This window comes from Acinetobacter proteolyticus, from assembly GCF_000367945.1.
Classification (GTDB): domain Bacteria; phylum Pseudomonadota; class Gammaproteobacteria; order Pseudomonadales; family Moraxellaceae; genus Acinetobacter; species Acinetobacter proteolyticus.
This window is the reverse complement of record NZ_KB849179.1, coordinates 357,508-380,995: the sequence shown is the minus strand read 5'-3', so window position 1 is coordinate 380,995 and position 23,488 is coordinate 357,508. Positions and strand designations below refer to the sequence as shown.

The following is a 23,488-nucleotide window of genomic DNA, read 5'->3' as shown; positions in this document are numbered from 1 at the left end:
GATGAACAAACATTAAACAACAACCCAGTAATTTTCTGCAAAAGTGCTTGAAGATTGTAAATGCTTATTGCATTTAAATGAGTTGCTGTTTTAATGGCTAAATCAAAAATCTATATCTGGTGTGTTGCAAGTAAAAAGTGAAGACTTGTTCGACCACAGCTTTATTTTTCAACTTATGGATGAATTTTTATGCTAAAAAAGCATTCCGTACTTTTTATTGCCCTGCTTAGTAGTGCGCACTTATATGCCAATGTACCTATTGAATCGCGCTCTTTAAGTCAACAACAAGCCAATAATGTTGTTGCAGGTTCTCCAAGTTTAAACTGGGAAATCATGCAAAAAAACCAGAAGCTTGAAGAAGAAATTCGTAAGTTACGTGGTCAGCTAGAAGAACATGACAATGCAATTGAGCAGTTAAAAAAAGAACTGACCAATCGCTATACCGACCTTGATCAGCGCTTAGAGCTTTTATCTCAAAAAATTGATCCACCAGAAGATAACCCTGAAGTTCAAGACGGGACTGCAGCGGCAGGAACAACCAATACAGATACGGCTACACCTGTGATTGCACCGACAGCACCCGCAGCACAACAGCAAACACCTGTACAAGCACCTGCTGAGCAACCACAAGCCAATACGGCTACAACAAACAATACCACCAATCAAATTGAGCTAGAAAAAGCAGCCTATACCGTTGCGCTTGATGCTTATAAACAAGGTGGTGCAAAAAAAGCCATTCAACCGATGCAAAACTTCATTAAAAACCATCCCAATGGTATTTATGTCGGTAATGCATATTTTTGGTTAGCAGAATTTTATTTGGCTGTTGAACCGGTAGACTATAAAGCCGCCAAGCAGAACTATAATATCGTAGCAACTCGTTATCCAAATTCAGCCAAAGCCTCTCGTGCAGTATATCAGTTGTATAGTATTGCCAAAGAAGTCGATAAAAACACTGCACTTGCCAATCAATACAAAAGTAAATTAATCAGCCAATACCCACAATCTGAAGAAGCTAAATTCATTCAGAAAAAATAATTTACTGTTAGCAATAAAAAAGCCAGTTTTTACAAACTGGCTTTTTTATTGCTTAGAACAAACTTATTTGATCTTTGCTTGTGATTTCAAGTATTCAGTATAATCTTCCAAAACTTGCTGACCACGGAACTGTTGATATAACTTGTTCAACTCTTGCAACTGCTCAGCAGGTAATGTACTCGCAACGCTACTATTTACATTTGAAACAGCAACAATCACAAGCTCATTTGGTAGTTTCGCTGTGGTTGCAGACCACAACCCGTCTTTGCTTGGTGCAGGAATGCTGAACGCAGCACGTTCAATCGCACGTTTTAAACCTTGTGAACGTGCAAATGTTCCTGCATTTTCAAAAGTGACTTGAGATTTTGCAACCACCTGAGCAGCTGGCTGAGTTTTAAAATCAGCAAGGATTGTTGCAATTTTCGCTTGGGCAGCTTTATAAGCCTTAGCCTCGATAACTTTTGCTTTCACATCAGCAGTCGCTTGATCTAAAGGTTTAATGCCCGCTGCATGATAATTACGAACCTTAATCCAGATGCTATCGCCATTTGCCAACTGAATATTTGAAGATGCATTACGGTCACCGTTCTTCACATCATCGTTAAACAATTTCGCTTTAACACCTAAATCACTTAAATATGGATTATCAGTCGTCAGCGTTACACCATTTGCAGATTCAACACGTGCACCCTTCACTTCCTGAGCAACCACATCTAAAGAATCACCACCAACAACCATTTCATTTAGGTTATTCACTGTATCGCTAAATAAATTCGCTGCTTTCGATTTTTCAACCTCGGCTGTTAAACGTGCTTTTTCAGCTTCAAACGATGGGATATTCGCAACAGGCGCATTGGCTTCGATAATGTGATAGCCATATTGCGTTTTCACAGGTTTAGAAATCTGACCATTTTTCAATGCAGTGACTGCATTATCAAAATCAGCCGAGAACACACCTGGTGCATAAGCTTCAACTAAACCACCATTTGCTTTAGAGCTTGGGTCTTCTGAGTACTGAGCTGCCGCCTGAGCAAATGACTCACCTGCTTGAATTTTTGCATATACTTCATTTGCAAGTTTCTGAGCTGCCGCATCATCACGTGCATCCGTGGTAATCAAGATATGCTTCACTTCACGCTTAACATCTTTTTGTTGCTTGTCCACAAATGCCGTATAAGCTTGCTGTAAATCAGCCTCAGTCACTGCAAGATTTGCTTTAGGTAATAACGCTGGTGTTAACACCACATAATCAACATCGACACTGGCAACTTGCTTAAACTCATTTTTATGCTTGTTGTAGTAGTCTGTAATTTCTTGAGAAGATGCCGTCACACCTTTTTTGTAATCATCTAACTTGATACTCGCCAAATGCAAGGTACGCTGTTCTGTTTGTAGATTGGCTAACTGTTGCACATCCGACTTACTTACCAACGCATAGTCCATCAAAGATGTTGAAATCATCTTCAGTGCATGGTCTTGACGTAGGCTCGCGATTAAAGCTTGGTTGGTCATGCCGACAGAACGTAAATAGTTTTCATATAATTTTTGTGAAAACTGTCCATTTTCTTGAAAGTTAGGTTGTTGAGCCAACATTTGTTCAAGTTGCACATCACTTAAAGTCATACCCAGCTTTTCAGCTTGTTGCTGTAATAAGTTACGCGCAATCAGTGCATCTAATGCTTTTTCCTGAATAACAGGTAAATTTAAAAGAGACTCATCCCCTTTAACCAATGACAAATACTGGTCTTTATAGTTCTTGGTTGCACTTTCTAATTCTTTATTAGAAATATCTTGACCGTTTACCGATTTCGCAACGTCTGCTTTATTGCTACCACTAAAATATCCTTCAATACCTACAAGTGCTAAAGGGGTCAAAAACAAAACTAACAGGACTTTGCCAAGCCAACCCTTAATGAGAGTACGAAACGATTCCATAAGAATTCCAATATTTTATTTCGGGGCAATTTTAACTGAAAAACAAAGGCGAATGAATGCAGAATAAGGATCAAATTAACTTTTTCATTCAATAAATAAAAAACGCACCCTAAATGGTGCGTTTATTGATTTAAAAAGATTACGCAACCGAATCTTTTAAACCCTTACCAGCTTTGAAGCTAGGTACTTTACTTGCTTTAATTTGCAGTTCTTCACCAGTCTTAGGGTTACGACCTGTACGAGCAGCGCGTTCTTTAACGCTGAAAGTACCGAAACCAACTAAAGTAACCGTGTCACCTTTCTTAAGTGCTTCAGTGATTGATGCAATTGTCGCATCGAGTGCCTTACCAGCATCCGATTTAGACACTCCCCCTTTTTCAGCAATCGCATCAATTAATTCTGATTTATTCATGATAAAAAATATCCTCTTAATATCGTTTGTTAAGATCCAAGGCTATAGTTTAAAAGGCCATGACGCCTTTATAGCAATGCTTTGGGGGAGAACGCAATACTAGAAAGACCTTTTAATTAAAATAAATACTGAAATACGACATAAACAGACGAGTTACCTGCCTTTTTTTTACTTTTTATTCAATTTGGCCTTCAATTGCTTATTTTCTTCAATCAAAGCATCCACCTTAATATGCAGTTGTACAAGCAGTTGTTCGATGTGTTGAAGATCCTTTGGCGTGACCAAGCCGATACGGTTCAGCGAATGGTTTACGCCAGTATCCAGAATCTTTTCGACCTTATCCTTGGTATCGGTTACAGATTCTTTGGCTTTCTCTGTGACCTTGCCTACTGTGTTGTCTGCAAAATCGACTGTTTTCGACTCAAGTTCCTCACCGACCTTGACTAGTGAGTCAAACAATTTATTTCCTTCTTCTTCGGCACGAGAAAAAGCACCCAAACCAGCCAGCCAAATTTGTTGTGTATATTTTTTGAAATCAAGCGCAGATTTTTTAGAACTCTTTGATTTTGGCTTAGTTTTTACTTCAGCTTCTTCATTAGGATTTTCTACATTTGAGTTATCCATTGACCATTACTCCTAAGCACTTTACAAACAGTATGTCGTATTTAACCATAAAAATGTTTTTATAATATCAAAGTTAAGACTTGATCGTTTTAAAAAACTGTTCTACAAAGCAATAAAGTCATGTAAATTATTTTTAACAATTTGAGTAAGGATGCTCAAGTTTACAGATTTTATTGTTTCGCAACGTTATTTGGTAAGGAAAAAGAGATCTATGAGTGATACGCAACAAAGACATAAACATCCCCATTTGTTGCTAAACATTGTCATCATTGTTTTAGAAACTTTTTTCTCCTTCATGCTCACGCACGATGCAGGATTGCGCTTGCAAGCCAAAAAGTTGATCGACAAAAAAATCACCATTCGTATCAATAGCTACATTCCGTTCTTCGACTTTTATATCCAATTTACAGAAAAAGGTTTGTTATTTGATATGAAAGCATTGGATCGAAACATCGATTTGGAAATTAATAGCACACTCATCGATCTGATTAAGATTTTTGTGTTTAACAATCAGCGCAGCATTACCAATATGCGTATCCTTGGTGATGCCGTTCTTGCTGAAGAATTTTTAGATTTACTTCCGCATCTAACACTTTCGAGTATTCTGGCAAACTGGAAACAATGGCTCAATCTATTCAACGATGAAGCTGAAGCCGTTGCATCTCAACAACGTATCGCCCCACTCTTAGATAAAATTGATCAACAGCGCTCTGAAATCAATACTTTGCTGGTTGAAGTAAAGCAATATCAAAACCGTATTCACCGCCTGCAAAAACGTCAGCGCTTGATCAATATCAGCTTTGCGGTATTGAGCTTTATTTTCATCGCCTTTTTTGTTTATAATACGTGGATACACTAATTCCAATATATTTTACTTTTCACACTGATAATGACAATTTAAAACTTGACTATTTTAGTCGGAATTCATAAAATTTAGTCATCTAGTCTAACCATGTGTACCGAATCATGCGTCTTACAACTCGCGGTCGTTACGCAGTGACTGCTCTACTTGATTTAGCTTTGCAGCCAACTGAACAAACGATCACGCTTGCGGAAATAGCAGCACGCCAATCCATCTCAGTCGCTTATTTAGAACAGTTATTCGCAAAACTTAAACGTCATGGGTTAGTTTCAAGCGTTCGTGGTGCAAATGGTGGCTATCACCTTGCGCGCGGTGCAAGTGAAATCACTGTGCTAGAAATTATCGAAGCTGTAAATGAAACTGTTGATGCAACACGTTGCGACCACAAAGGCAACTGCCAGAATGGTGCGATGTGTTTAACGCACGACTTATGGCAAGAACTCTCCCACCATATTGCCGATTATCTCGCAAAAATCACCCTTGCTGATTTAATTGCGCGTGATAACGTTCAAACCGTTGCATTACGCCAAAATTCACCAAGTTTAGATTCAGCCCTTCTATCGGTTACAGGTATTTGACATGAAACGTCCAATTTATCTTGATTACGCAGCAACCACTCCTGTACTGCCTGAAGTTGCAGAACGTATGATGGAATGTTTAACGTTCGAGGGAACTTTTGGTAACCCTGCGTCACGTTCACATGCCTATGGTTGGCAAGCAGAAGAAAAAGCCGAATATGCGCGTGAACAAGTTGCAAACCTGATCAAAGCAGACCCACGTGAAATCGTGTGGACTTCAGGTGCAACAGAGTCTGATAACTTAGCATTAAAAGGTATTGCTCAGTTCTACGGTTCAAAAGGCAAACACATCATTACAAGTAAAATCGAACACAAAGCTGTGTTAGACCCTTGCCGTGAGCTTGAAGAACAAGGTTTTGAAATTACATATTTAGAGCCAGAACCACGTACTGGTTTAATTACGCCTGAAATGGTTCAAGCGGCTTTACGTCCAGATACGATTCTTGTTTCACTGATGATGGTGAACAACGAAATCGGTACCGTAACAGACGTTGCTGCGATTGGTGAGTTAACACGTGCCAACAAGACATTCTTCCATGTCGATGCGGCACAAGCAGCAGGTAAAGTTGAGATTGATCTTTCTACCATGAAAGTCGACTTGATGAGTTTTTCTGGTCATAAAGTTTATGGTCCTAAAGGCATTGGTGCCCTGTTCGTTCGCCGTAGCCCACGTGTTCGCTTAAAAGCACAAATGCACGGTGGTGGTCATGAACGTGGTATGCGTTCTGGTACTTTAGCGACACATCAAATTGTTGGTATGGGTGAGGCTTTTGAAATTGCGGGCAAAACCATGCAAGCAGAACAAGAGCGCATTCGTAAATTACGCGACAAACTTTGGAATGGTTTACAAGACCTTGAACAAGTGTTCTTGAATGGCCATCCAACGCAAAACGTTGCAAACTATCTAAATGTCAGCTTCAACTTTGTTGAAGGTGAATCACTGATGATGGCGCTGAAAGACGTTGCTGTTTCGAGTGGTTCAGCATGTACATCTGCAACTTTAGAACCTTCATACGTTTTACGTGCTTTAGGTTTATCTGATGAGTTGGCACACAGTTCAATTCGTTTCAGTTTTGGTAAATACACAACTGAAGCCGATATTGACCATGTGTTGACAATTACCAAAGCTGCGGTTGAGAAATTGCGTGAACTTTCTCCGCTTTGGGATATGTACAAAGAAGGTATCGACCTTTCAACAGTTGAATGGGCTGAACACTAATTCCTGAGTGCTCAATTGAGTAATTCATTGAAAAACGTGTTTTAACCCTCATATTAATATTAGGCTGACCCCGAGGTTTGGAGAAGCGACATGGCTTATAGCGAAAAAGTAATTGATCATTACGAAAACCCACGTAATGTTGGTGTTTTAGACAAAAATGCAGAAAACGTAGGTACAGGTATGGTCGGCGCACCAGCTTGTGGCGACGTGATGCGTTTGCAAATTCAAGTGGATGACAATGGCGTAATTGAAGAAGCTCGCTTCAAAACTTACGGCTGTGGTTCTGCAATTGCATCAAGCTCACTGGTAACCGAATGGTTAAAAGGTAAAACGCTTGATGAAGCTCAATCAATCAAGAATATTGATATTGCGACTGAGCTTGCACTTCCACCAGTGAAAGTACACTGCTCTGTCTTGGCTGAAGATGCAATTAAAGCTGCGATTGAAGATTATCGCGGTAAAAAAGCGAAAGCTTAATTGATGACCGAAATAACATTGGAGTTTTCATGATCCATTTAACTGAAAATGCTGCGACTCACATCAGCAATTACCTGCAAAACCGCGGTAAGGGTGAAGGCATTCGTATTGGTGTGAAAACTTCGGGTTGTTCTGGGTTGGCTTATGTACTTGAGTTTGTCGACGATGTCGATACACATGATCAAGTCTTTGAACAACTCGGTGTTAAAGTTTTTGTTGACCCTAAAAGCTTGGTTTATCTCGATGGTTTAGAGATGGACTATGTCAAAAATGGTTTAAACGAAGGTTTTGAATTTAGCAACCCAAATCAAAAAGGTGAATGTGGTTGTGGTGAATCATTTACCGTCTAAGCAAGCACCCTCTTTCTTTTCGTCAAAACAGTGTGTTCCGCACTGTTTTAACGTATTTATCAATAGCGGAATTCATCTCCCATGAATCATTTTGAGTTGTTCCAATTACCCGAAGCACTCGATATAGATTTAGCAGCTTTAAAAAAACAGTTTTTAAGTTTGCAACAGCAATATCACCCAGATAAAGCCACTGACAAAGATCAGGCATTGATCAAGTCAAGCGAAATCAACCAAGCGTATAAAGTACTCTCACAAGTTGATAGTCGTGCGGCATATCTACTTGCCTTAAAAAAACAAGATCACCATCTTGACCAATCCATTAGCGATTTTGAATTTTTGCAATCTGCACTCGAAATGCGTGAACAACTTGACGAAGCGACTTCAACTGAGCAACTTCACACTTTAAAAGTTGAAATTCAGCAATGGATCGATGGTCTCGTTCGCGAATTTAAAATTGATTTTGCTGACGAAGACTGGGCCGAAGCACGTGATACTGTTCGTAAGTTACGTTTTTTCCAACGTGTTATGAATGATATTGATAAAGCTGAAGATCGCATGTTGGACGAAGAAGAAAGCTTCGACCTCGATGATGATTTTTAAACCGCTCTTACCAATTATTTTCAAGGGATACCGCACGCATGGCACTTTTGCAAATTGCTGAACCTGGTCAATCTACTGCCCCGCATCAACATCTTATTGCGATCGGCATTGACTTGGGGACAACCCACTCTTTAGTGGCGACAGTGCTATCGGGAAAACCGAAAGTTCTACAAGATGACAAAGACCGAGTGTTACTCCCGTCTATTGTTCACTATGCAAAGGATGCAACCACGTTTGGCTATGAAGCTAAACCATTTATGCTGACTGATCCAAAAAATACAGTCGTTTCCGTAAAACGTTTTATGGGTCGCTCGCAAGCAGATATCAAATTCCAGCATCCATACACACTTGTTGGTGCGGAAAATGAAATGCCAGCATTTGAAACTGCTGCTGGTCGTAAAACACCTGTCGAAATTTCTGCAGAAATTTTAAAGCAGTTGAAAGACCGTGCCGAAGCCAGCCTCAACAATCCAGTCAATGGCGCTGTGATTACCGTTCCAGCATATTTCGATGAAGCACAACGCCAAGCCACACGTGATGCTGCCCAACTGGCAGGTCTGAATGTTTTACGTTTATTGAATGAACCTACAGCGGCGGCTGTAGCTTATGGCTTGGATCAAGACACCAATCTCAGCACCGATCGCAACTATGTGATTTACGATCTGGGTGGCGGTACATTTGACGTCTCGATCTTACGTTTTTCGCAAGGTGTATTTGAAGTTCTTGCGACTGGTGGACACACTGCCCTTGGTGGTGATGACCTTGATCGCTTAATTGTAAAATGGGCCAAAAAACAGCTCAGCATCGAAACTTTAACCGATGAAGAGTATGCCGTTTTTGTTGTGGCAGCACGTCAAGCCAAAGAACATTTAACCGATCATGAATCTACCGAATTAAAATTACTGGATGATCGTCTCACTTTAGATCGCCCGACCTTTGAATCGATTATTCAAGTCGCACTCGATAAAACCATGAGCGTGTGCAAGCGCGTATTACGTGACGCCAAGCTTGAACTTGATGAAATCGAACATGTGGTACTTGTGGGTGGTTCTACGCGTTCTTATGCAGTGCAGAAAGCTGTAGGTGAATTGTTTGAACGTGAGCCATTATGCACCATTAATCCAGATGAAGTGGTTGCCATTGGCGCATCAATTACAGCCAATCAGTTGATTGGTAATAGCCAAGATGGTTCATTATTGCTTGATGTCACGCCACTTTCTCTTGGTCTAGAAACCATGGGTGGATTGGTTGAACGTCTGATTTCACGTAATACAGCGATTCCTGTGGCACGCCGTCAAGAATTTACCACTTATCAAGATGGTCAAACCGCGATGTTGATTCATGTGCTGCAAGGTGAACGTGATCTGGTTGAGCATTGCCGTTCATTGGGCCGCTTTGTATTACATGGCATTCCTCCAATGACAGCAGGTCAAGCACGTATTGAAGTGACTTTCCAAGTTGACGCCGATGGTTTACTCACAGTATCTGCCAAAGAAACCACCTCTGGTGTTCAAGCACAAATTGACATCAAACCATCTTATGGTTTATCTGCAGCAGATACTGAACGTTTATTGGTTGAAGGCTTTCAATATGCCGAGGAAGATAAACATCTTCGTCATTTGCAAGAAACCAAAGTAGAAGCACAACGCGAGCTAGAAGCACTCGAACAAGCGTTAAAAGCAGATACTGATTTACTCTCACAGCAGCAGGCACGCGACTTAATTCTTGCCGCTGAAGCGTTAAAAGCCCGTCTGAAAACCGATGAGCTTGCAGCGATTGAACATGCTGTTAAGCAACTTAAAATTCATAGTGATGCTTTTGCTGCATTACGTATGAACCGACATATTGACCATGCCTTAAAAGGTACGAAACTTGAAGATTGGTCAAACTCAAACTAAAGGTATAGGTGATCAATATGCCACGTATTAAAGTTCTTCCTCATGCACAAATTTGCCCTGAAGGTGCAGAATTTGAAGTCGAGCATAACGCCAATTTATGCCAAAGTTTATTAAAAAATGGCATTAAAATTGAACATGCTTGTGACATGTCTGCAGCCTGCACTACGTGTCACGTGGTTGTTCGTAAAGGCTTTGACAGCCTAGAAGAAATGAATGACGTTGAAGCAGATTTGCTTGACCGTGCATGGGGCCTAGAACCAGACTCTCGCCTGTCTTGCCAAGTAGAGATCGTTGATGAAGATTTAGAAATTGAGATTCCTAAATACACCATCAACCATGCTTCAGAAAATCATTAAGACTCAATGATTGTTCAGGAAATAAAAATGCCAGAGTTTATCTCTGGCTTTTTTATTTCTCATTACATCATGCTGTAAAGATTAAAGATCGATGCGCAGCAGCACCTGCCATGGTGCCATCTCCAACAGCCAAAGGCACTGAGCTTCCCAAGCGTGCCACATCGCCACATGCAAAAATACCTGCAACTGTAGTTTCCTTCATCGCATTGGTTTTAATCGCCTCACCCATGGCATTCCGCTCTATCTCGCAACCCAGCTTAAAAATCCAGTCCTGAGCAATGCTGCATTGGGTGGTAGCAAAAATGCCCTCTAACTGAACAACAGAGCCATCTGCGAGTAACACATCACTATGTCCAATAATTTCTTGAATTAATCTTTTTTCTACACCAACACCTCGAGTGGTTAATTGATCAAGTAACTCCTCTTCTACCGGATAATCATTCAAGAACAGCGTGGTATCACCCCAATCTGGCAACATCATTGCCATATGCGCCGCGTGCGCAGAACTGGCAATAATCCCGATCTTACCTTGATTCAGCTCATAACCATGACAATAAGGACAATGAAAAATGCTTTTGCCCCAACGTTCAGCTAAACCCGGAATTTCAGGAAGTTGATCCGTGATGCCAGCTGCAATGATCAATCGTTTTGCTGTGATAGACCGAGTTGCATCAATACAGATGGCAAAGCCACCCTCAACTTTTTCTGCACACTTCACCCGACCATCCTCCCAATCGACAGTCTGGTAAGCTAAAAGCTGTTGCTTGGCAATCTGCACAATCTCACTGGCTTTACTTCCATCCTGCGTTAAAAAGCCATGTGAATGCACTGCAAAGCGATTCCGTCTTTGCCCCGCATCAATCACCACCACTTTCCTACGCGCTCTGACCAAGGGCATCGCTGCGGACAGACCAGCATAACTTCCACCAATAATGGCAACATCGTACTGCATAACTTTAACCCTTAATGTAACTTTAAAAGTTACATTAATACTTTTTATTTTAATTTGCAACTTTTGATGTTACATTTAATTTAATTCCTTTTTTGCTTATGGATTCAATGCGTACAGACAGTAAACTCTCTCGAATGCTGCATGTGTTACTTCACATGGCAAGACAAAATAAGACTTTTACCTCTGATGAAATCGCACAGATGCTTTCTACTAATCCAGTCGTGGTCAGACGAACCATGTCAGGCCTAAAAAAAGCTGGTTTTGTCCACTCAGAAAAAGGTGCAGGCGGTGGTTGGCAACTTACAGGCGATTTAGAAAAAATTACACTTTGGGATATTTATCAAGCCGTGGGAGAACCGACTATTTTTGCGATTGGCAATGAAAGAGAAAATCCAGAATGCTTAGTAGAACGTGTCGTAAATGCCGCTTTAGATCATGCAATACAAGATGCACACGAAATTCTGACACAACAACTTAAAGCCACGACATTGGCATCTTTAGCCGCTGAATTTGATCACTTATATGAGATTCACGCCCATAAATGATGAGCTTTAGAATGTGTACTCGTTTTGATTATCTAACTTCATCATCCAAACTCAGTTTTGGAATACCCTGAGCATTGGTGATTTTTTGCTGGGTCTTGATACGCTGAACCATATTTTCCAAGATCTCGACCAGTTCAGGATACTCATAGTTCTGCACTTCTTCCAAATTCAGAACCAAATGGAAACCTTTATAATCGAAATCAAACCATTTTTGCGTATCTGATTTCTTGCCTGTGAATTTCTCCATCACCTGCCAGGTTTTTACAGGACCTTGAATACCTTTTAAATAAATAGGTACTTTAGGCACACACAAAAACTCATTTTTAATCAACTGATGTGTATCATCGGCAATCAAAATTTCATCGACTTCAGCAGCAGACTGCAAACGTGCTGCCAAATTTACATCACGACCCACAATGGTATAAGCCATACGATGAGAAGCACCGTAGTTACCTACGTGGCAATAACCTGTACTGATGCCCATACGAATATGCAAAGCCGGATAACCCATTTTCTTCCAGCGTTCACGCAACAGTTTCATTTGTTGACGCATCGCAATGGCCATTTCGACACAAGATTTAGCATCCTGCTCGACACCCTGCGAGTTTGGATCCCCAAAGAAAATAAGAATCGCATCACCCATGAACTTATCAACAGTTGCCTCATACTGTTTGGCAATTTCAGTCATGTGACTCAAATAATCATTCAGTAAGAAGGCCAAATCATCAGGGATAAGGGTTTCTGACAGTTCAGTAAAACCTTGAATATCCGAGAAGAAAATGGTTAATTTTTTACGCTTATATTCTATTTTCGCCTCGGCTTCACCACGCATAATCGACTGCCATAATTGTAGTGGCGCATAACGACTTAACTGATTGGCGAACGCAATATAACGTGTCATTTGGTTATGGTAATGCTGGCGCTGTTGTCCCAAAATATTCAGACGACGATGCTGGTAATAGTTACCAATCACGATAAACATCATTAAGCCCAAAAGGCTCACAACCGTCAGTTCTGGGTTGGTTGGTTCAAAATATTCTTCAGCACCAAAAATGATGTAGGTACTAAAATAGAAAGTAATCACACCAATTAGCCCAATCAAACATGAAACAGGCAAAGATATGCGATTATTCAATCCGACATAGAGCAAAGCAAATAGAATCGTAAACGTTGGAACTAAGCTCAAATGGGTTGCTGCAAGCACCAGTGCAACAATGACCGCCTCATTGGCAAAAAGAACATTTTTTTCTATTTTTTTATCAAATTTATATTGCAGCCATTTTTCTAAACGAGGACAAAGCAGAAAATAAATCAGTAATAAAGGAAGAAGGTAGAGTTGATAGCTAGCACTGGTTGAGGTAAATGTATAAATTACCAAAATAAGTGACAGAATCGAATATCCCATCAAACGATGAAAATAAGCGAACTGTCTAGGTTCTTTATCTATCAACCTATCTAGTGGCACTCTATCCTCCTTTTCTTATTATAGAATACTGTATTTATTCTATTTTCTGGATCAGTCCATACGCCAATCAAATGGCATATCACCCTGTCCACGCAATGCCAGCATTAATGTTTGACGCATATGCGCAAGTACATCATTGCTATAAGGCACAGCTGGTGTTCCCCATACTGGTTTTGGCCATGCAACATCATTTTGATAACGTACTACATGATGAAAATGAAGCTGAGGAACCACGTTTCCTAAAGCAGCAACATTCATCTTGTCTGCACGGAATACACGTGACAATTGGCTTGATAACCAGCTTGATTCACGTAGGAACTGTTCTTGGTCTGCTTGGCTTAATTCATATAATTCTGTGACACCTGGAACGCGTGGAATCAGGATCAACCAAGGAAATTGCATATCATTCATTAAACGACATGTTGAAAGCGGGAAGTCGCCTACAAAAAATGTATCTTGAGCAAGTTGTGGATGCAAACTAAACATATCTTTATAAATGATGCAGAATAATGATGATCAATACTATCACATCAGTTTTGATGTGAATATTATTAGTAACCCGTTTGATTACAAATAACAATGATTTTCCTCATTTATTGCATGAACATCTGATCAAAAACAGGATCACATTTGCTAAAAAACAGAACTTGCTCAATTAACCATCAAATCAAGTGCTTAAAAGCCTCAATTTAACTCGCTCAAGAGCTTGTTTAGCAAGTCGACAATGAACTGAATCCGCTTATCGTACTCAGCCAATTGCACTGTGACTTTCAAGCGCTGCCCACCTTCCATTCGATAATAAGTCGGATTTTTCTGCATCAATTGAATGATACTGATCGCCTGTACAGGGGTATCCGGTGAAAACTCGATATATCCCCCATTACTATTGATATCAATTTTGGTAATTCCCAATTGTTCAGCACGTAGGCGTAGCTGATGCACACTAAACAATTGCTTCACAGGTTGTGGCGGAATACCAAAACGATCAATCAGCTCCATACGGATATTGTCGAGCTTCTCCTGACTATCGGTATTACTAATGCGCTTATAGAACAACAGGCGCTGATGTACGTCACCTAGATAATCATCTGGAATCAACGCAGGCATATGCAAGTTAATTTCAGCAGTTAATGACAACGGCGCATCAAAATTCGGTGTTTTGCCTTTTTGAATGGCTTTGGTTGCTTTTTCAAGCATCTCCATATACAGGCTATAACCAATCGCTTGCATCGAACCACTTTGCTGCTCACCGAGTAATTCACCCGCACCTCGAATCTCCAAGTCTTCAGTTGCAAGCATGAATCCTGCGCCAAGTGTTGAAGCACGTTGAATAGCATCAAGACGCTTTTCTGCATCGCCTTTGAGATGCTTGATCGACGGTACTAATAAATAGGCATAGGCTTGGTGATGCGAACGTCCAACACGACCACGCAATTGATGCAGTTGCGCCAGACCCAGTTTATCCGCGCGCTCGATAATGATGGTATTGGCGTTCGGCACATCAATACCCGTTTCGATAATGGTTGAACAAACCAACACGTTATATTCTTTATGGTAGAACTGCTGCATCACCTGCTCGAGTTCACGTTCTCGCATTTGCCCGTGCGCCACGGCGACGCGCGCTTCTGGCACTAAATTACGAATACTTTCAGCAGCACGTTCAATGGTATCCACCTCATTGTGTAACAAGTACACCTGACCACCACGTAATAACTCACGCAGAATCGCTTCTTTGACCGAATCATCAGTGTGTTCTTGCACAAAGGTTTTCACGGCTAAACGGCGGGCGGGCGGTGTTGCAATAATCGAGAGATCACGCATCCCAGAAAATGCCATATTCAAGGTACGTGGAATCGGTGTCGCCGTTAAGGTCAGCATGTCCACATCGGCACGTAAGGCTTTGATCCGTTCTTTGTCGCGAACACCAAAACGATGCTCTTCATCGACAATCATGAGTCCAAGATTCTTGAATTGGATGTTTTCTTGCAGGATTTTATGCGTTCCCACCACAATATCGACTTTGCCTTCAGCCAAATCTTCAATGGTTTTTAGGTGAGTCTTATTGCTGCCAAAACGCGACAATACTTCAATGCGTACCGCTGTATCGGCAAAACGATCTTTAAAAGATTCATAATGTTGCTGTGCTAACAAGGTCGTGGGTACCAGAACTGCAACTTGCTTATTATTTTGTACCGCAACGAATGCTGCACGCATCGCCACTTCGGTTTTACCAAAGCCCACATCCCCACATACCAAACGATCCATCGGTTTAGCCAGCTGCATATCATGAAGGGTTGCTTCAATTGCGTTAGCCTGATCTAAAGTCTCCTCATAGGCAAAGCCACTGGAGAATTGCATATATCCCGTATGATCGAGTTCAAAAGCAAAACCAGGTTTGGATTGACGACGCGCCTGAATATGTAATAGCTCTGCGGCAACATCATGGATTTGCTCCAAAGCTTTACGCTTCGCTTTGCTCCAAGTATCCGTCCCCAATTTATGCAATGGGGCTAAATCAGGATCACCCCCACTATAACGGCTAATCAGATGTAAATTGGTTACAGGCACATAGACTTTAGCGCCATCAGCATAATCAAGCTGCAAGAACTCATGATCCTGCTCATCGATTTCCAGAGTAATTAAACCTGCGTAACGCCCTACACCATGATCGATATGTACGACAGGTGCACCAATACTCAACTCGGTTAAACTACGGATCAAGAACTCTTCAGAAACTTCTTGCTGGCGCTTACGGCGGCGTTGTACCACACGGTGTTCATAAAGCTGATTTTCCGAAATTACAGACAGCTGAGTAGTCAGCAACAGCCCTCGATCCAGAGGTGCACTGGTAATCGCAACCTGCAACTTATCTTTTTGGAATTGAGCAAAAGTATCTACATTTTGAATTTCACCCAACACACCACGCAGCGCATCTTTTAGCGTTTCTCGACGGCCCGCACTCTCTGCTACCAATAAAACAGGATGCTTGGCTTGGTCGATATAATGCTTCACTGCTTGGAAAGGTTGTTCCTTTTTCGGATCAACTGCCAGTTTAGGCGGTTCCTCAGCGGCGATATTAAGTACACCCGCCTTGGTCTCTAAAGCTTCAGCTGAAGCCAAAATTCGAGGGAATTGATTTAGTGCCTGTAAAACATGGTTGGGCATTAAAAATAATTCTTCAGGCGGCAGAATGGGTTGATCAATGTTATGACGTCGATCTTCATAACGACGCATTACTTCTTTCCAGAAGTTGATTAAATCATCTTCAATTTCACTATTTGTAATGACAACACAATTACTAGGTAAGTATGTCGTCAACATACTTTGCGCTCCCATCACCTTCTTATCAAAGAATAATGGTAAATAAAACTCTAAACCTGGCGTTGCAATTCCCTCTAATACATCCTGATAAATTGGATTTTTCTTGGGGTTTGCGGTCGGAAAGCTTTCAGCATAGCGATCTCTAAAGGTAGAGCGTCCCTCTTTGAGTGGAAATTCTTTTGCAGGTAAAACAGTAAAGTTTTTTAAGGATTCCGTGGTTCTTTGTGTTTCTGGATCAAAGAATTTTAGACTTTCAATTTCATCATCAAATAAATCAATTCGAATCGGTTGATCTTGTCCAGATGCAAAAATATCCATGATGCTACCGCGAACTGCAAATTCACCATGATCATAAACCGTGTCAACTAAACGATAGCCTGCTTGAACCAATTGTTTCTTTTGTGCTTCGAGGTCTAGCTTCTGCCCGACTTTAATATCAAAGTGTTCGCCCACGACCCAGGAATAAGGTGCAACGCGTTGCGCTAAGGTACTGGCAGAAACCAGTAAAATACCCTTTTGTGGCATATTCGATAAAATTGCCAAACGCTCTGAAACAATATCTTGGTGTGGAGACAAGCGGTCATAAGGCAAAATTTCCCAATCAGGGAAAATAACAGGCGTTATGCCATAAAATTCAAGCTCACTTTCAAGCTGGGCAAGATGTTGATTATTCCTTGCAATAATCACATACAGATTCGAATTTTGAGTGGCAATTTCTTTAAATAATAATGCAGCTGATGATCCAAGTAAGGAACCGACCCAACGTTTTTCACCCGCTTTGAATTGTTGTAAGTTTAATTGAGAGATTTCTTGTTGAAACATAGAGAAAATCATGCAATCTAAAAAGATAAGTTCCCTATTTTAGCATGATGTTTTTTAGTTAAAGAAGAAATTCGCAGTTGAATTAAATGCATTCTAATTTACTTAGGCTATTTTATTTGATATTTTATTCACGTAATTTAAGTTTAATAAAGCTGAACTGCCAAAAAGATAAATTTAATTTTACATTTAAAATCAAATATTTAAACAAATAAAAGTGAGAAATTCTAACAAACTTATGTTAACTAACATTCCTGCATATCAAATTCGCGCCGTTTATAACCATAAAACCATACGTGTATATCAAGCTTATTCTGAAGTTATTGCTAACTCCGCTCTAAAAAATCAAACCTTTGTTTCGCCACCATTCAAGATGGAAAGAATGACGTGGATTAAACCCTCATTCCTTTGGATGATGTATCGCTCTAGCTGGGGATTTAAAGATAATGGACAAAGCCGAATCTTAGCTGTTGATATAACGCGTGAAGGTTTCGAATGGGCGTTGGCACATAGTTGCCTAAGTCACCGTAATCCATCAATGAATCAGGAACAGTGGCAACAACTCAAAGCGAGCTCTCCAGTCCGAATCCAATGGGATCCTGAACGAGACTTAAAATTAAGTCCTCTTGATCATAGAGCAATACAAATAGGCCTAAGTCATGAAGCTGTTCAGTTATATGTAAATGAATGGATCACATCAATTACAGATGTTACCCCTCTAGCTCATCAGATTCATGCATTAATAGAAGAAAATAAATTGGATGAAGCTACTCAACTATTACCTCAGGAAACAATTTATATCCCATAAATAAACCATGGCATATTTTTAAATCTCATGCCATGGCTAAATTCTTAACGGCTTAAAAATGTATGTTGGTTCTTAAAAGCAATTTCCTAGCAAAAATTTAATCTAAACATCAATTTTAAAACCTAAATTAACATCACAAGCCGCTTGTCCACCACGAACACCAAAATTCTCCGAGGGCAGTTCACGGAGCATAATTTTCACATGATCTTTGGGAATGCCTATCGGCTCAAGATTATGCACAATCAATTTATACAGCTGACGCTTCGCATCTAATGAGCGTCCAAGAAATGCATCAATACTAATCAAGGTATAACATTCTGGTTTTGCCTTTTCAGGCGGGCATTGAAAGCGATGTGCTTCATGTACAATTAAACGCACATTTCGATCACTGGCCATGATTTTAAAAGCATCTCTCAGCGCCGTATGCACTGCTTCCATGATCTCCAATTCAACGGCAACTGGATATTGTTGCCTAACTTCAATCAGTACACTTGGCATATTTTTATTCTCCTACGATCTAGCGTCATAAAATCTTGGTATTTGCACTTATATTTTTTCGGGCGCGCTCTCAAGATATTAAATAAACTTAAGCGATCTGACTTTATAGATACTGTAATTAAATGATGTTTATCTCTTAGCAATAAAAAAGCACTCTTCAGAAAATCCTGAAGAATGCTTTTCATCAATCATTATGATGATGCCAATTTTGCGTTTGGAAAGAAACGCCCCTCTACTAGGTCATAACACCATTGGAAGATGAATGTATAGACCAAGATACACATGGTCAAACCGAAATCTAAGATGATTGCTTCAATGATGGTCATCTTCATCAAATACGCAATAATTGGAATTGTTGCAAGCATCAAGCCGCCCTCAAATCCAATCGCATGCATAATACGCACTGGAATGGTTCTTTCCCACTGATATTTATGCTCTACTTTTTCAAAATAATGGTTAAAAATCATATTCCAGAATACGGAAATGACTGCCATAACCGTACCTAAAATACCGGTTACTTCTAATGGCATACTGAAAATAAAACTTAAAGCAATCGCGATGATGACCAATAAAATCACTTCATAGCTAATTGCATGAATGAGTCTTCTTTTGGAAATCAACATTTCATAACACTCTCTTGTTTGGATATCCGCCATTTTATTTTTATAATACTGATCAATCCAATCAGGTTCTTTCAGTTTTTTTGACAGATGAATATTAATCAAGAACAACTCATCATGTTTCAAACCGTCATTGAAACAGGCTCATTCTCGGCAGCAGCCCGTAAATTAGGTAAAGTCCCTTCTGCTGTGAGTATGTCGATTGCCAATTTAGAAATTGATCTCAATCTCAATTTATTTAATCGGGTCGGACGTGAACCTGTCCCAACGGCAGAAGCCACTGTGCTCTATGAGAAAACACAACAATTATTGATTGAAATGAATCAATGGAAGCAACATGCGCATGCACTGAGTACAGGCTTGGAGTCAACCTTAAATATTGTAGTAGTTTCAGAACTGCTTTATACCAACTGGACCGACTATATCACCCTATTGGAGCAGCGTTTTCCAAGTCTTGAAATTAATATTTTTTCAGCACCACAAGAAGATGCTTTACAGATGCTACTGGATCAATCTGCACAACTTGCATTGATGTTTGAGCGAGAACAATTGGATAGTCGTGAACAGTTTGTAGAACTTAAACGGGAAGCCCTTGTTCCTGTGATTGCAAAAAATCATCCATTGGCGCTCCTCGATAAAGTTTCTTTTGAGCAAGCAGTGCAAATACGTCAAATTGTAGTTGCAAGCCGTGATCATAGCATCAAGCCCGAATTGCTTTATTCAAAGGACTATTGGCGTACCGACAATCATCATTCAGCGTGTATGATGATTATTCGTAATTTAGGTTGGGGTGTGTTGCCCTTGCAAATGTTCAATGAAAATCCTGAGCTTAAAAAGAAACTGAAGATTTTGGATATGTATGATTTCACACCTAAATTTGAATACTATGTTGATCTGGTCTGGAGCCGTGAAAGCGAATTAGGGGTTGCTGCGAAATACTTAATCGATCATATCCGACAACAACGCAAACAAAATGAGGAATAAGTGTCAGCAAGATAAACAATTCTGCAAACAAATGCAGGGCTTTGCTTTCACGCAGATTGTGTTATAACAGAAGTTACCAATAATATTGTTTATGTAAGAACGCGATATCAATGACTCAGACCGCATTACACCAATTAAAAAATTTAACCACCGTTGTTGCTGATAGTAGTGATCTAGAAGCGATTGAAAAATTTCGCCCACTCGATGCAACAACCAATCCATCACTCATTACTGCTGCGGCTGAACAACCAGAAAGCCGCGAGCTGATAGAAGATGCTTATACTCAAGCCAAGCAAGAAGGCTATCAACGTGATGAACTGATTGAACGCACCATTGATATTTTGACTGTGAAGTTTGGTGTCGAAATTTTAAAATTGATCGATGGTCGTGTTTCTACCGAAGTCGATGCTTCTCTTTCTTACAACACGGAAGCAACCATTGCCAAAGCACGTGAGTTATCTCAGCTCTATCAAGGTTACGGCATTGAACAATCCCGTATCCTAATTAAGATCGCGTCAACATGGGAAGGTATTCAGGCTGCAAAAGTGCTTGAAGCTGAAGGTATTCCATGTAATCTGACTTTGTTATTCGGTTTGCATCAAGCTCAGGCTTGTGCTGATGCGAAAGTCACGCTGATCTCACCTTTCGTAGGTCGTATTTTAGATTGGTATAAAAAAGCTGAAGGTGTTGAGCAATATCCAATTGCCAAAGACCCAGGCGTGCTGTCTGTGAAGAAAATTTATAATTACTACAAACAACATGCCATTCCGACTCAAGTAATGGGTGCAAGCTTCCGTAGTACGGCACAAGTACTTGGTTTAGCAGGTTGTGACTTACTTACGATTGCCCCAAATCTGTTGGCACAGTTGGAACAAGACCAACAGCTTGTTGAACCTCAACTGAGTGCCGAATTTGCGCAACAAGCAGAAAAAATTGAACGTCCAGCACAAAGCAAAGAGAGTTTTAAAGCTGAACTTGAGCAAGATTTGATGGCTTTCCAATTACTGCAAGGTGGTATTGATGGCTTTATCAAGGCCCGTGATCAGCTTAGTTTATTGTTACGTCAGTCTTTTGGTATTGATGCTGAAATCAAACCATAATTAGTCGATTTTTCACCAATAAAAACCGATTTTTGTTATATTAGCGAAAATCGGTTTTTTAATGAGTTCATTGTGTTCGGTATAACAGATTTAACCACTTATATTATTGGTACAATCTTAATTGTGTTATTACCTGGCCCTAACTCTCTCTATGTCATGTCCGTAGCTTCTCGTTATGGCATTCGTACTGGTTACGCCGCAGCTTGTGGTGTATTTACAGGAGATTCTATTTTAATCCTCTGTACAGTATTAGGTGCAGCATCCTTACTCAAAGCCTTCCCGATCCTGTTCATTATTCTTAAATTAACAGGGGCTTGTTATCTCGCATACTTAGGTTTTAAATTATTACAAGGTGCTTATCAAACTTGGAATAAACCGTCTCATCATGCCGAGCTTGCTGATTTACCTAAACTTGATCAAGTTCATCCTTATCGAACAGCACTCAGTATCAGCTTACTGAATCCCAAAGCAATTCTATTTTTCCTGTCTTTCTTTGTACAGTTTGTAGAACCTGACTATGCCTATCCTGCATTAAGCTTTTTAGTTTTGGCATTGATTGTCCAAATTGTAAGTTTTAGCTATTTAACCGCCTTGATTTTCTCTGGAATTAAACTGGCCAGTTTTTTCAAACATAATTATAAATTGGCAGCCGCGGGTATTTGTTTGGTCGGCATCTTATTCTTTGGTTTCGGTTTAAGATTGGCAACTTCGACGCTCACCTAAGCATAAATTTGATTGAATGATCAATTTATTCAATCATTTTAGAACTACGATTGAAGACGCATTAACGATATACTTTTCAACAAATTTTAAACAAGTATAGATGCATAGATGCAACGTCTCCTCCAAGATTTTTCAATTCCAGCAGTTTTTGCTGGCTTTATTACGTTCTTAATCGGGATTAGTGTTTCCGCAATCCTCGTCATCCAAGGTGCACAGTCTTTAGGTGCCAATACTGCTCAAATCAGTTCTTGGTTTTGGGCATTGGGACTTGCGATTGGTCTCTCGGGCTTGATTCTATCTTGGAAATATAAATATCCCGTTGCCACCGCATGGTCGACACCTGGGATTGCATTGATCATTGCATCGACTGGACATTATGATTTGTATGAGGCGATTGGTGCCTTCCTGATCTGTGGTATCGCCATTGCAATTGTTGGTTTTTCAGGAATCTTCCAAAAACTATTGGCCCATATTCCACAAAGTCTGACCTGCGCCATGCTGGCAGGAATCTTATTAAAATTTGGTATTCAGATTTTTAGCAGCTTAGAAAGTCATCTTGGCTTTATTCTCAGTATGCTTGTGATCTATTTGGTTTCAAAACGCTTATTCCCACGTTATAGCATTGTACTGACGGTGATTTTAGGTGCAGCGATCTGCCCACTCTTTATTGACTTTAAACTCCAGTCGATTACGTGGTCACTGACCCAACCGGTATGGATGCAGCCCTCTTTTTCTTGGTCTGCTATCTTAGGCCTAGCTTTGCCACTGTTTGTCATCAATATGACTTCACAAAACTTGCCAGGGATTGCCATGATTAAAAGCTATGGCTATCACCCGCATGTGAATCAGTTGGTCGGTTGGACTGGGATTGCACATACTGTTTTTGCGCCTTTCGGCTGTTTCTCAATAAACTTAGCGGCAATTAGTGCAGCGGTAAGTTTAGATGATCAAGTCCATCCAGATCCAAGCAAACGTTATATCGCAGGCATTAGCTGCGGTCTGTTCTATATCTTAATGGGACTCTTTGCAGCGACACTGGTCAGCCTACTAATGTCATTCCCACAAATCTTTATTGTGGCGCTTGCAGGGATTGCGCTTTTTGCGACGATTAGCCATAACATTGCAGTCGCTTTTTCAAATGTAGAAGAACGTGAAGCTGCGCTACTCACCTTTTTATGTAGTGCTTCTGGTGTCCAATTCTGGGGCATTGGCTCAGCGTTTTGGGGGTTATTATTGGGTATCTTCGTATTGATACTATTTAGATTTAAAGCAAAAAATAAGCCTTAGATTGACTAAGGCTTATT

General features: G+C 40.3%; 24 protein-coding genes. 15 read left to right on the top strand and 9 right to left on the bottom strand.

Annotation, left to right across the window (positions count from 1 at the left end; genetic code table 11):
* The first annotated feature begins 189 nt into the window (after positions 1-189).
* The gene (locus tag F993_RS14985) at positions 190-1,038 is read left to right on the top strand and encodes a YbgF trimerization domain-containing protein (protein WP_004652987.1); all 849 of its coding nucleotides are present in this window, start codon (positions 190-192) and stop codon (positions 1,036-1,038) included.
* A 63-nt stretch (positions 1,039-1,101) separates the two neighbouring features.
* Here F993_RS14985 and F993_RS14990 read toward each other — a convergent pair whose 3' ends face one another.
* The 3 genes from F993_RS14990 to F993_RS15000 all read right to left on the bottom strand — a co-directional run bounded on the left by F993_RS14990 (position 1,102) and on the right by F993_RS15000 (position 4,009).
* Complete coding sequence (locus tag F993_RS14990; protein ID WP_004652986.1) at positions 1,102-2,973, bottom strand: SurA N-terminal domain-containing protein; 1,872 nt, start codon at positions 2,971-2,973, stop codon at positions 1,102-1,104.
* A gap of 139 nt (positions 2,974-3,112) precedes the next feature.
* Positions 3,113-3,385 carry an HU family DNA-binding protein gene (locus F993_RS14995; RefSeq protein ID WP_004639426.1) on the bottom strand — a complete coding sequence of 91 codons (273 nt, stop codon included), beginning with the start codon at positions 3,383-3,385 and terminating at the stop codon, positions 3,113-3,115.
* A gap of 168 nt (positions 3,386-3,553) precedes the next feature.
* Positions 3,554-4,009: a phasin family protein gene (locus F993_RS15000; protein WP_004652985.1), complete on the bottom strand. Its 456-nt coding sequence runs from the start codon at positions 4,007-4,009 to the stop codon at positions 3,554-3,556.
* Positions 4,010-4,220: 211 nt separating this feature from the next.
* On the opposite strand from F993_RS15000, the gene F993_RS15005 reads away from it, so the two are divergent.
* The 8 genes from F993_RS15005 (at position 4,221) to fdx (ending at position 10,349) form a co-directional block, all read left to right on the top strand.
* Entirely contained in the window at positions 4,221-4,868 is a 648-nt protein-coding gene (locus tag F993_RS15005) for a hypothetical protein (RefSeq protein ID WP_032812409.1), read from the top strand.
* 107 nt (positions 4,869-4,975) lie between these two features.
* Complete coding sequence (locus F993_RS15010; RefSeq protein WP_004652983.1) at positions 4,976-5,449, top strand: Rrf2 family transcriptional regulator; 474 nt, start codon at positions 4,976-4,978, stop codon at positions 5,447-5,449.
* A 1-nt stretch (position 5,450) separates the two neighbouring features.
* On the top strand, positions 5,451-6,668 hold the full coding sequence (locus tag F993_RS15015) for an IscS subfamily cysteine desulfurase (RefSeq protein WP_004652982.1): 1,218 nt from the start codon (positions 5,451-5,453) through the stop codon (positions 6,666-6,668).
* Between the two features lie 90 nt (positions 6,669-6,758).
* Positions 6,759-7,145, top strand: coding sequence for a Fe-S cluster assembly scaffold IscU (gene iscU / locus F993_RS15020; protein ID WP_004652980.1), 387 nt, complete (start codon positions 6,759-6,761; stop codon positions 7,143-7,145).
* Positions 7,146-7,174: 29 nt separating this feature from the next.
* Positions 7,175-7,495, top strand: a complete 321-nt coding sequence (iscA, locus tag F993_RS15025; protein ID WP_004652979.1) for an iron-sulfur cluster assembly protein IscA — start codon at positions 7,175-7,177, stop codon at positions 7,493-7,495.
* Positions 7,496-7,576: 81 nt separating this feature from the next.
* Complete coding sequence (gene hscB, locus F993_RS15030) at positions 7,577-8,095, top strand: Fe-S protein assembly co-chaperone HscB (RefSeq protein ID WP_004652978.1); 519 nt, start codon at positions 7,577-7,579, stop codon at positions 8,093-8,095.
* Positions 8,096-8,133: 38 nt separating this feature from the next.
* Complete coding sequence (hscA, locus tag F993_RS15035; protein WP_004652977.1) at positions 8,134-9,993, top strand: Fe-S protein assembly chaperone HscA; 1,860 nt, start codon at positions 8,134-8,136, stop codon at positions 9,991-9,993.
* 17 nt (positions 9,994-10,010) lie between these two features.
* A complete protein-coding gene (gene fdx / locus F993_RS15040) occupies positions 10,011-10,349 on the top strand; it encodes an ISC system 2Fe-2S type ferredoxin (protein WP_004652975.1) in 339 nt (112 codons plus the stop codon).
* Between the two features lie 67 nt (positions 10,350-10,416).
* Here the strand turns inward: fdx and F993_RS15045 are convergent, their stop codons facing one another.
* Positions 10,417-11,301, bottom strand: a complete 885-nt coding sequence (locus F993_RS15045; RefSeq protein ID WP_004652974.1) for an NAD(P)/FAD-dependent oxidoreductase — start codon at positions 11,299-11,301, stop codon at positions 10,417-10,419.
* Between the two features lie 107 nt (positions 11,302-11,408).
* On the opposite strand from F993_RS15045, the gene F993_RS15050 reads away from it, so the two are divergent.
* Entirely contained in the window at positions 11,409-11,846 is a 438-nt protein-coding gene (locus tag F993_RS15050) for an Rrf2 family transcriptional regulator (RefSeq protein WP_032812408.1), read from the top strand.
* 28 nt (positions 11,847-11,874) lie between these two features.
* On the opposite strand, the gene F993_RS15055 is transcribed toward F993_RS15050, so the two are convergent.
* The 3 genes from F993_RS15055 to mfd form a co-directional block, all read right to left on the bottom strand.
* Positions 11,875-13,311, bottom strand: coding sequence for an adenylate/guanylate cyclase domain-containing protein (locus F993_RS15055; RefSeq protein WP_004652972.1), 1,437 nt, complete (start codon positions 13,309-13,311; stop codon positions 11,875-11,877).
* Between the two features lie 51 nt (positions 13,312-13,362).
* Positions 13,363-13,797, bottom strand: a complete 435-nt coding sequence (locus F993_RS15060) for an HIT domain-containing protein (RefSeq protein ID WP_004652971.1) — start codon at positions 13,795-13,797, stop codon at positions 13,363-13,365.
* Between the two features lie 198 nt (positions 13,798-13,995).
* Positions 13,996-17,454: a transcription-repair coupling factor gene (gene mfd, locus F993_RS15065; RefSeq protein ID WP_004652969.1), complete on the bottom strand. Its 3,459-nt coding sequence runs from the start codon at positions 17,452-17,454 to the stop codon at positions 13,996-13,998.
* A gap of 235 nt (positions 17,455-17,689) precedes the next feature.
* Between mfd and F993_RS15070 the strand changes: the two genes are divergently transcribed.
* A complete protein-coding gene (locus tag F993_RS15070; protein ID WP_004652968.1) occupies positions 17,690-18,259 on the top strand; it encodes a DUF4291 domain-containing protein in 570 nt (189 codons plus the stop codon).
* A gap of 102 nt (positions 18,260-18,361) precedes the next feature.
* On the opposite strand, the gene F993_RS15075 is transcribed toward F993_RS15070, so the two are convergent.
* Complete coding sequence (locus F993_RS15075; RefSeq protein WP_004652967.1) at positions 18,362-18,757, bottom strand: tautomerase family protein; 396 nt, start codon at positions 18,755-18,757, stop codon at positions 18,362-18,364.
* A gap of 191 nt (positions 18,758-18,948) precedes the next feature.
* Positions 18,949-19,380, bottom strand: coding sequence for a chlorhexidine efflux PACE transporter AceI (gene aceI / locus F993_RS15080; RefSeq protein ID WP_004652966.1), 432 nt, complete (start codon positions 19,378-19,380; stop codon positions 18,949-18,951).
* An 87-nt stretch (positions 19,381-19,467) separates the two neighbouring features.
* Between aceI and aceR the strand changes: the two genes are divergently transcribed.
* From aceR to F993_RS15100, 4 genes are all read left to right on the top strand, one after another.
* The gene (gene aceR / locus F993_RS15085; RefSeq protein ID WP_004652965.1) at positions 19,468-20,361 is read left to right on the top strand and encodes an HTH-type transcriptional regulator AceR; all 894 of its coding nucleotides are present in this window, start codon (positions 19,468-19,470) and stop codon (positions 20,359-20,361) included.
* 110 nt (positions 20,362-20,471) lie between these two features.
* A complete protein-coding gene (tal, locus tag F993_RS15090; protein WP_004652964.1) occupies positions 20,472-21,461 on the top strand; it encodes a transaldolase in 990 nt (329 codons plus the stop codon).
* 72 nt (positions 21,462-21,533) lie between these two features.
* A complete protein-coding gene (gene leuE, locus F993_RS15095) occupies positions 21,534-22,184 on the top strand; it encodes a leucine efflux protein LeuE (protein WP_004652962.1) in 651 nt (216 codons plus the stop codon).
* A 108-nt stretch (positions 22,185-22,292) separates the two neighbouring features.
* The gene (locus F993_RS15100) at positions 22,293-23,471 is read left to right on the top strand and encodes a benzoate/H(+) symporter BenE family transporter (RefSeq protein ID WP_004652961.1); all 1,179 of its coding nucleotides are present in this window, start codon (positions 22,293-22,295) and stop codon (positions 23,469-23,471) included.
* The last annotated feature ends 17 nt before the right edge of the window (positions 23,472-23,488 follow it).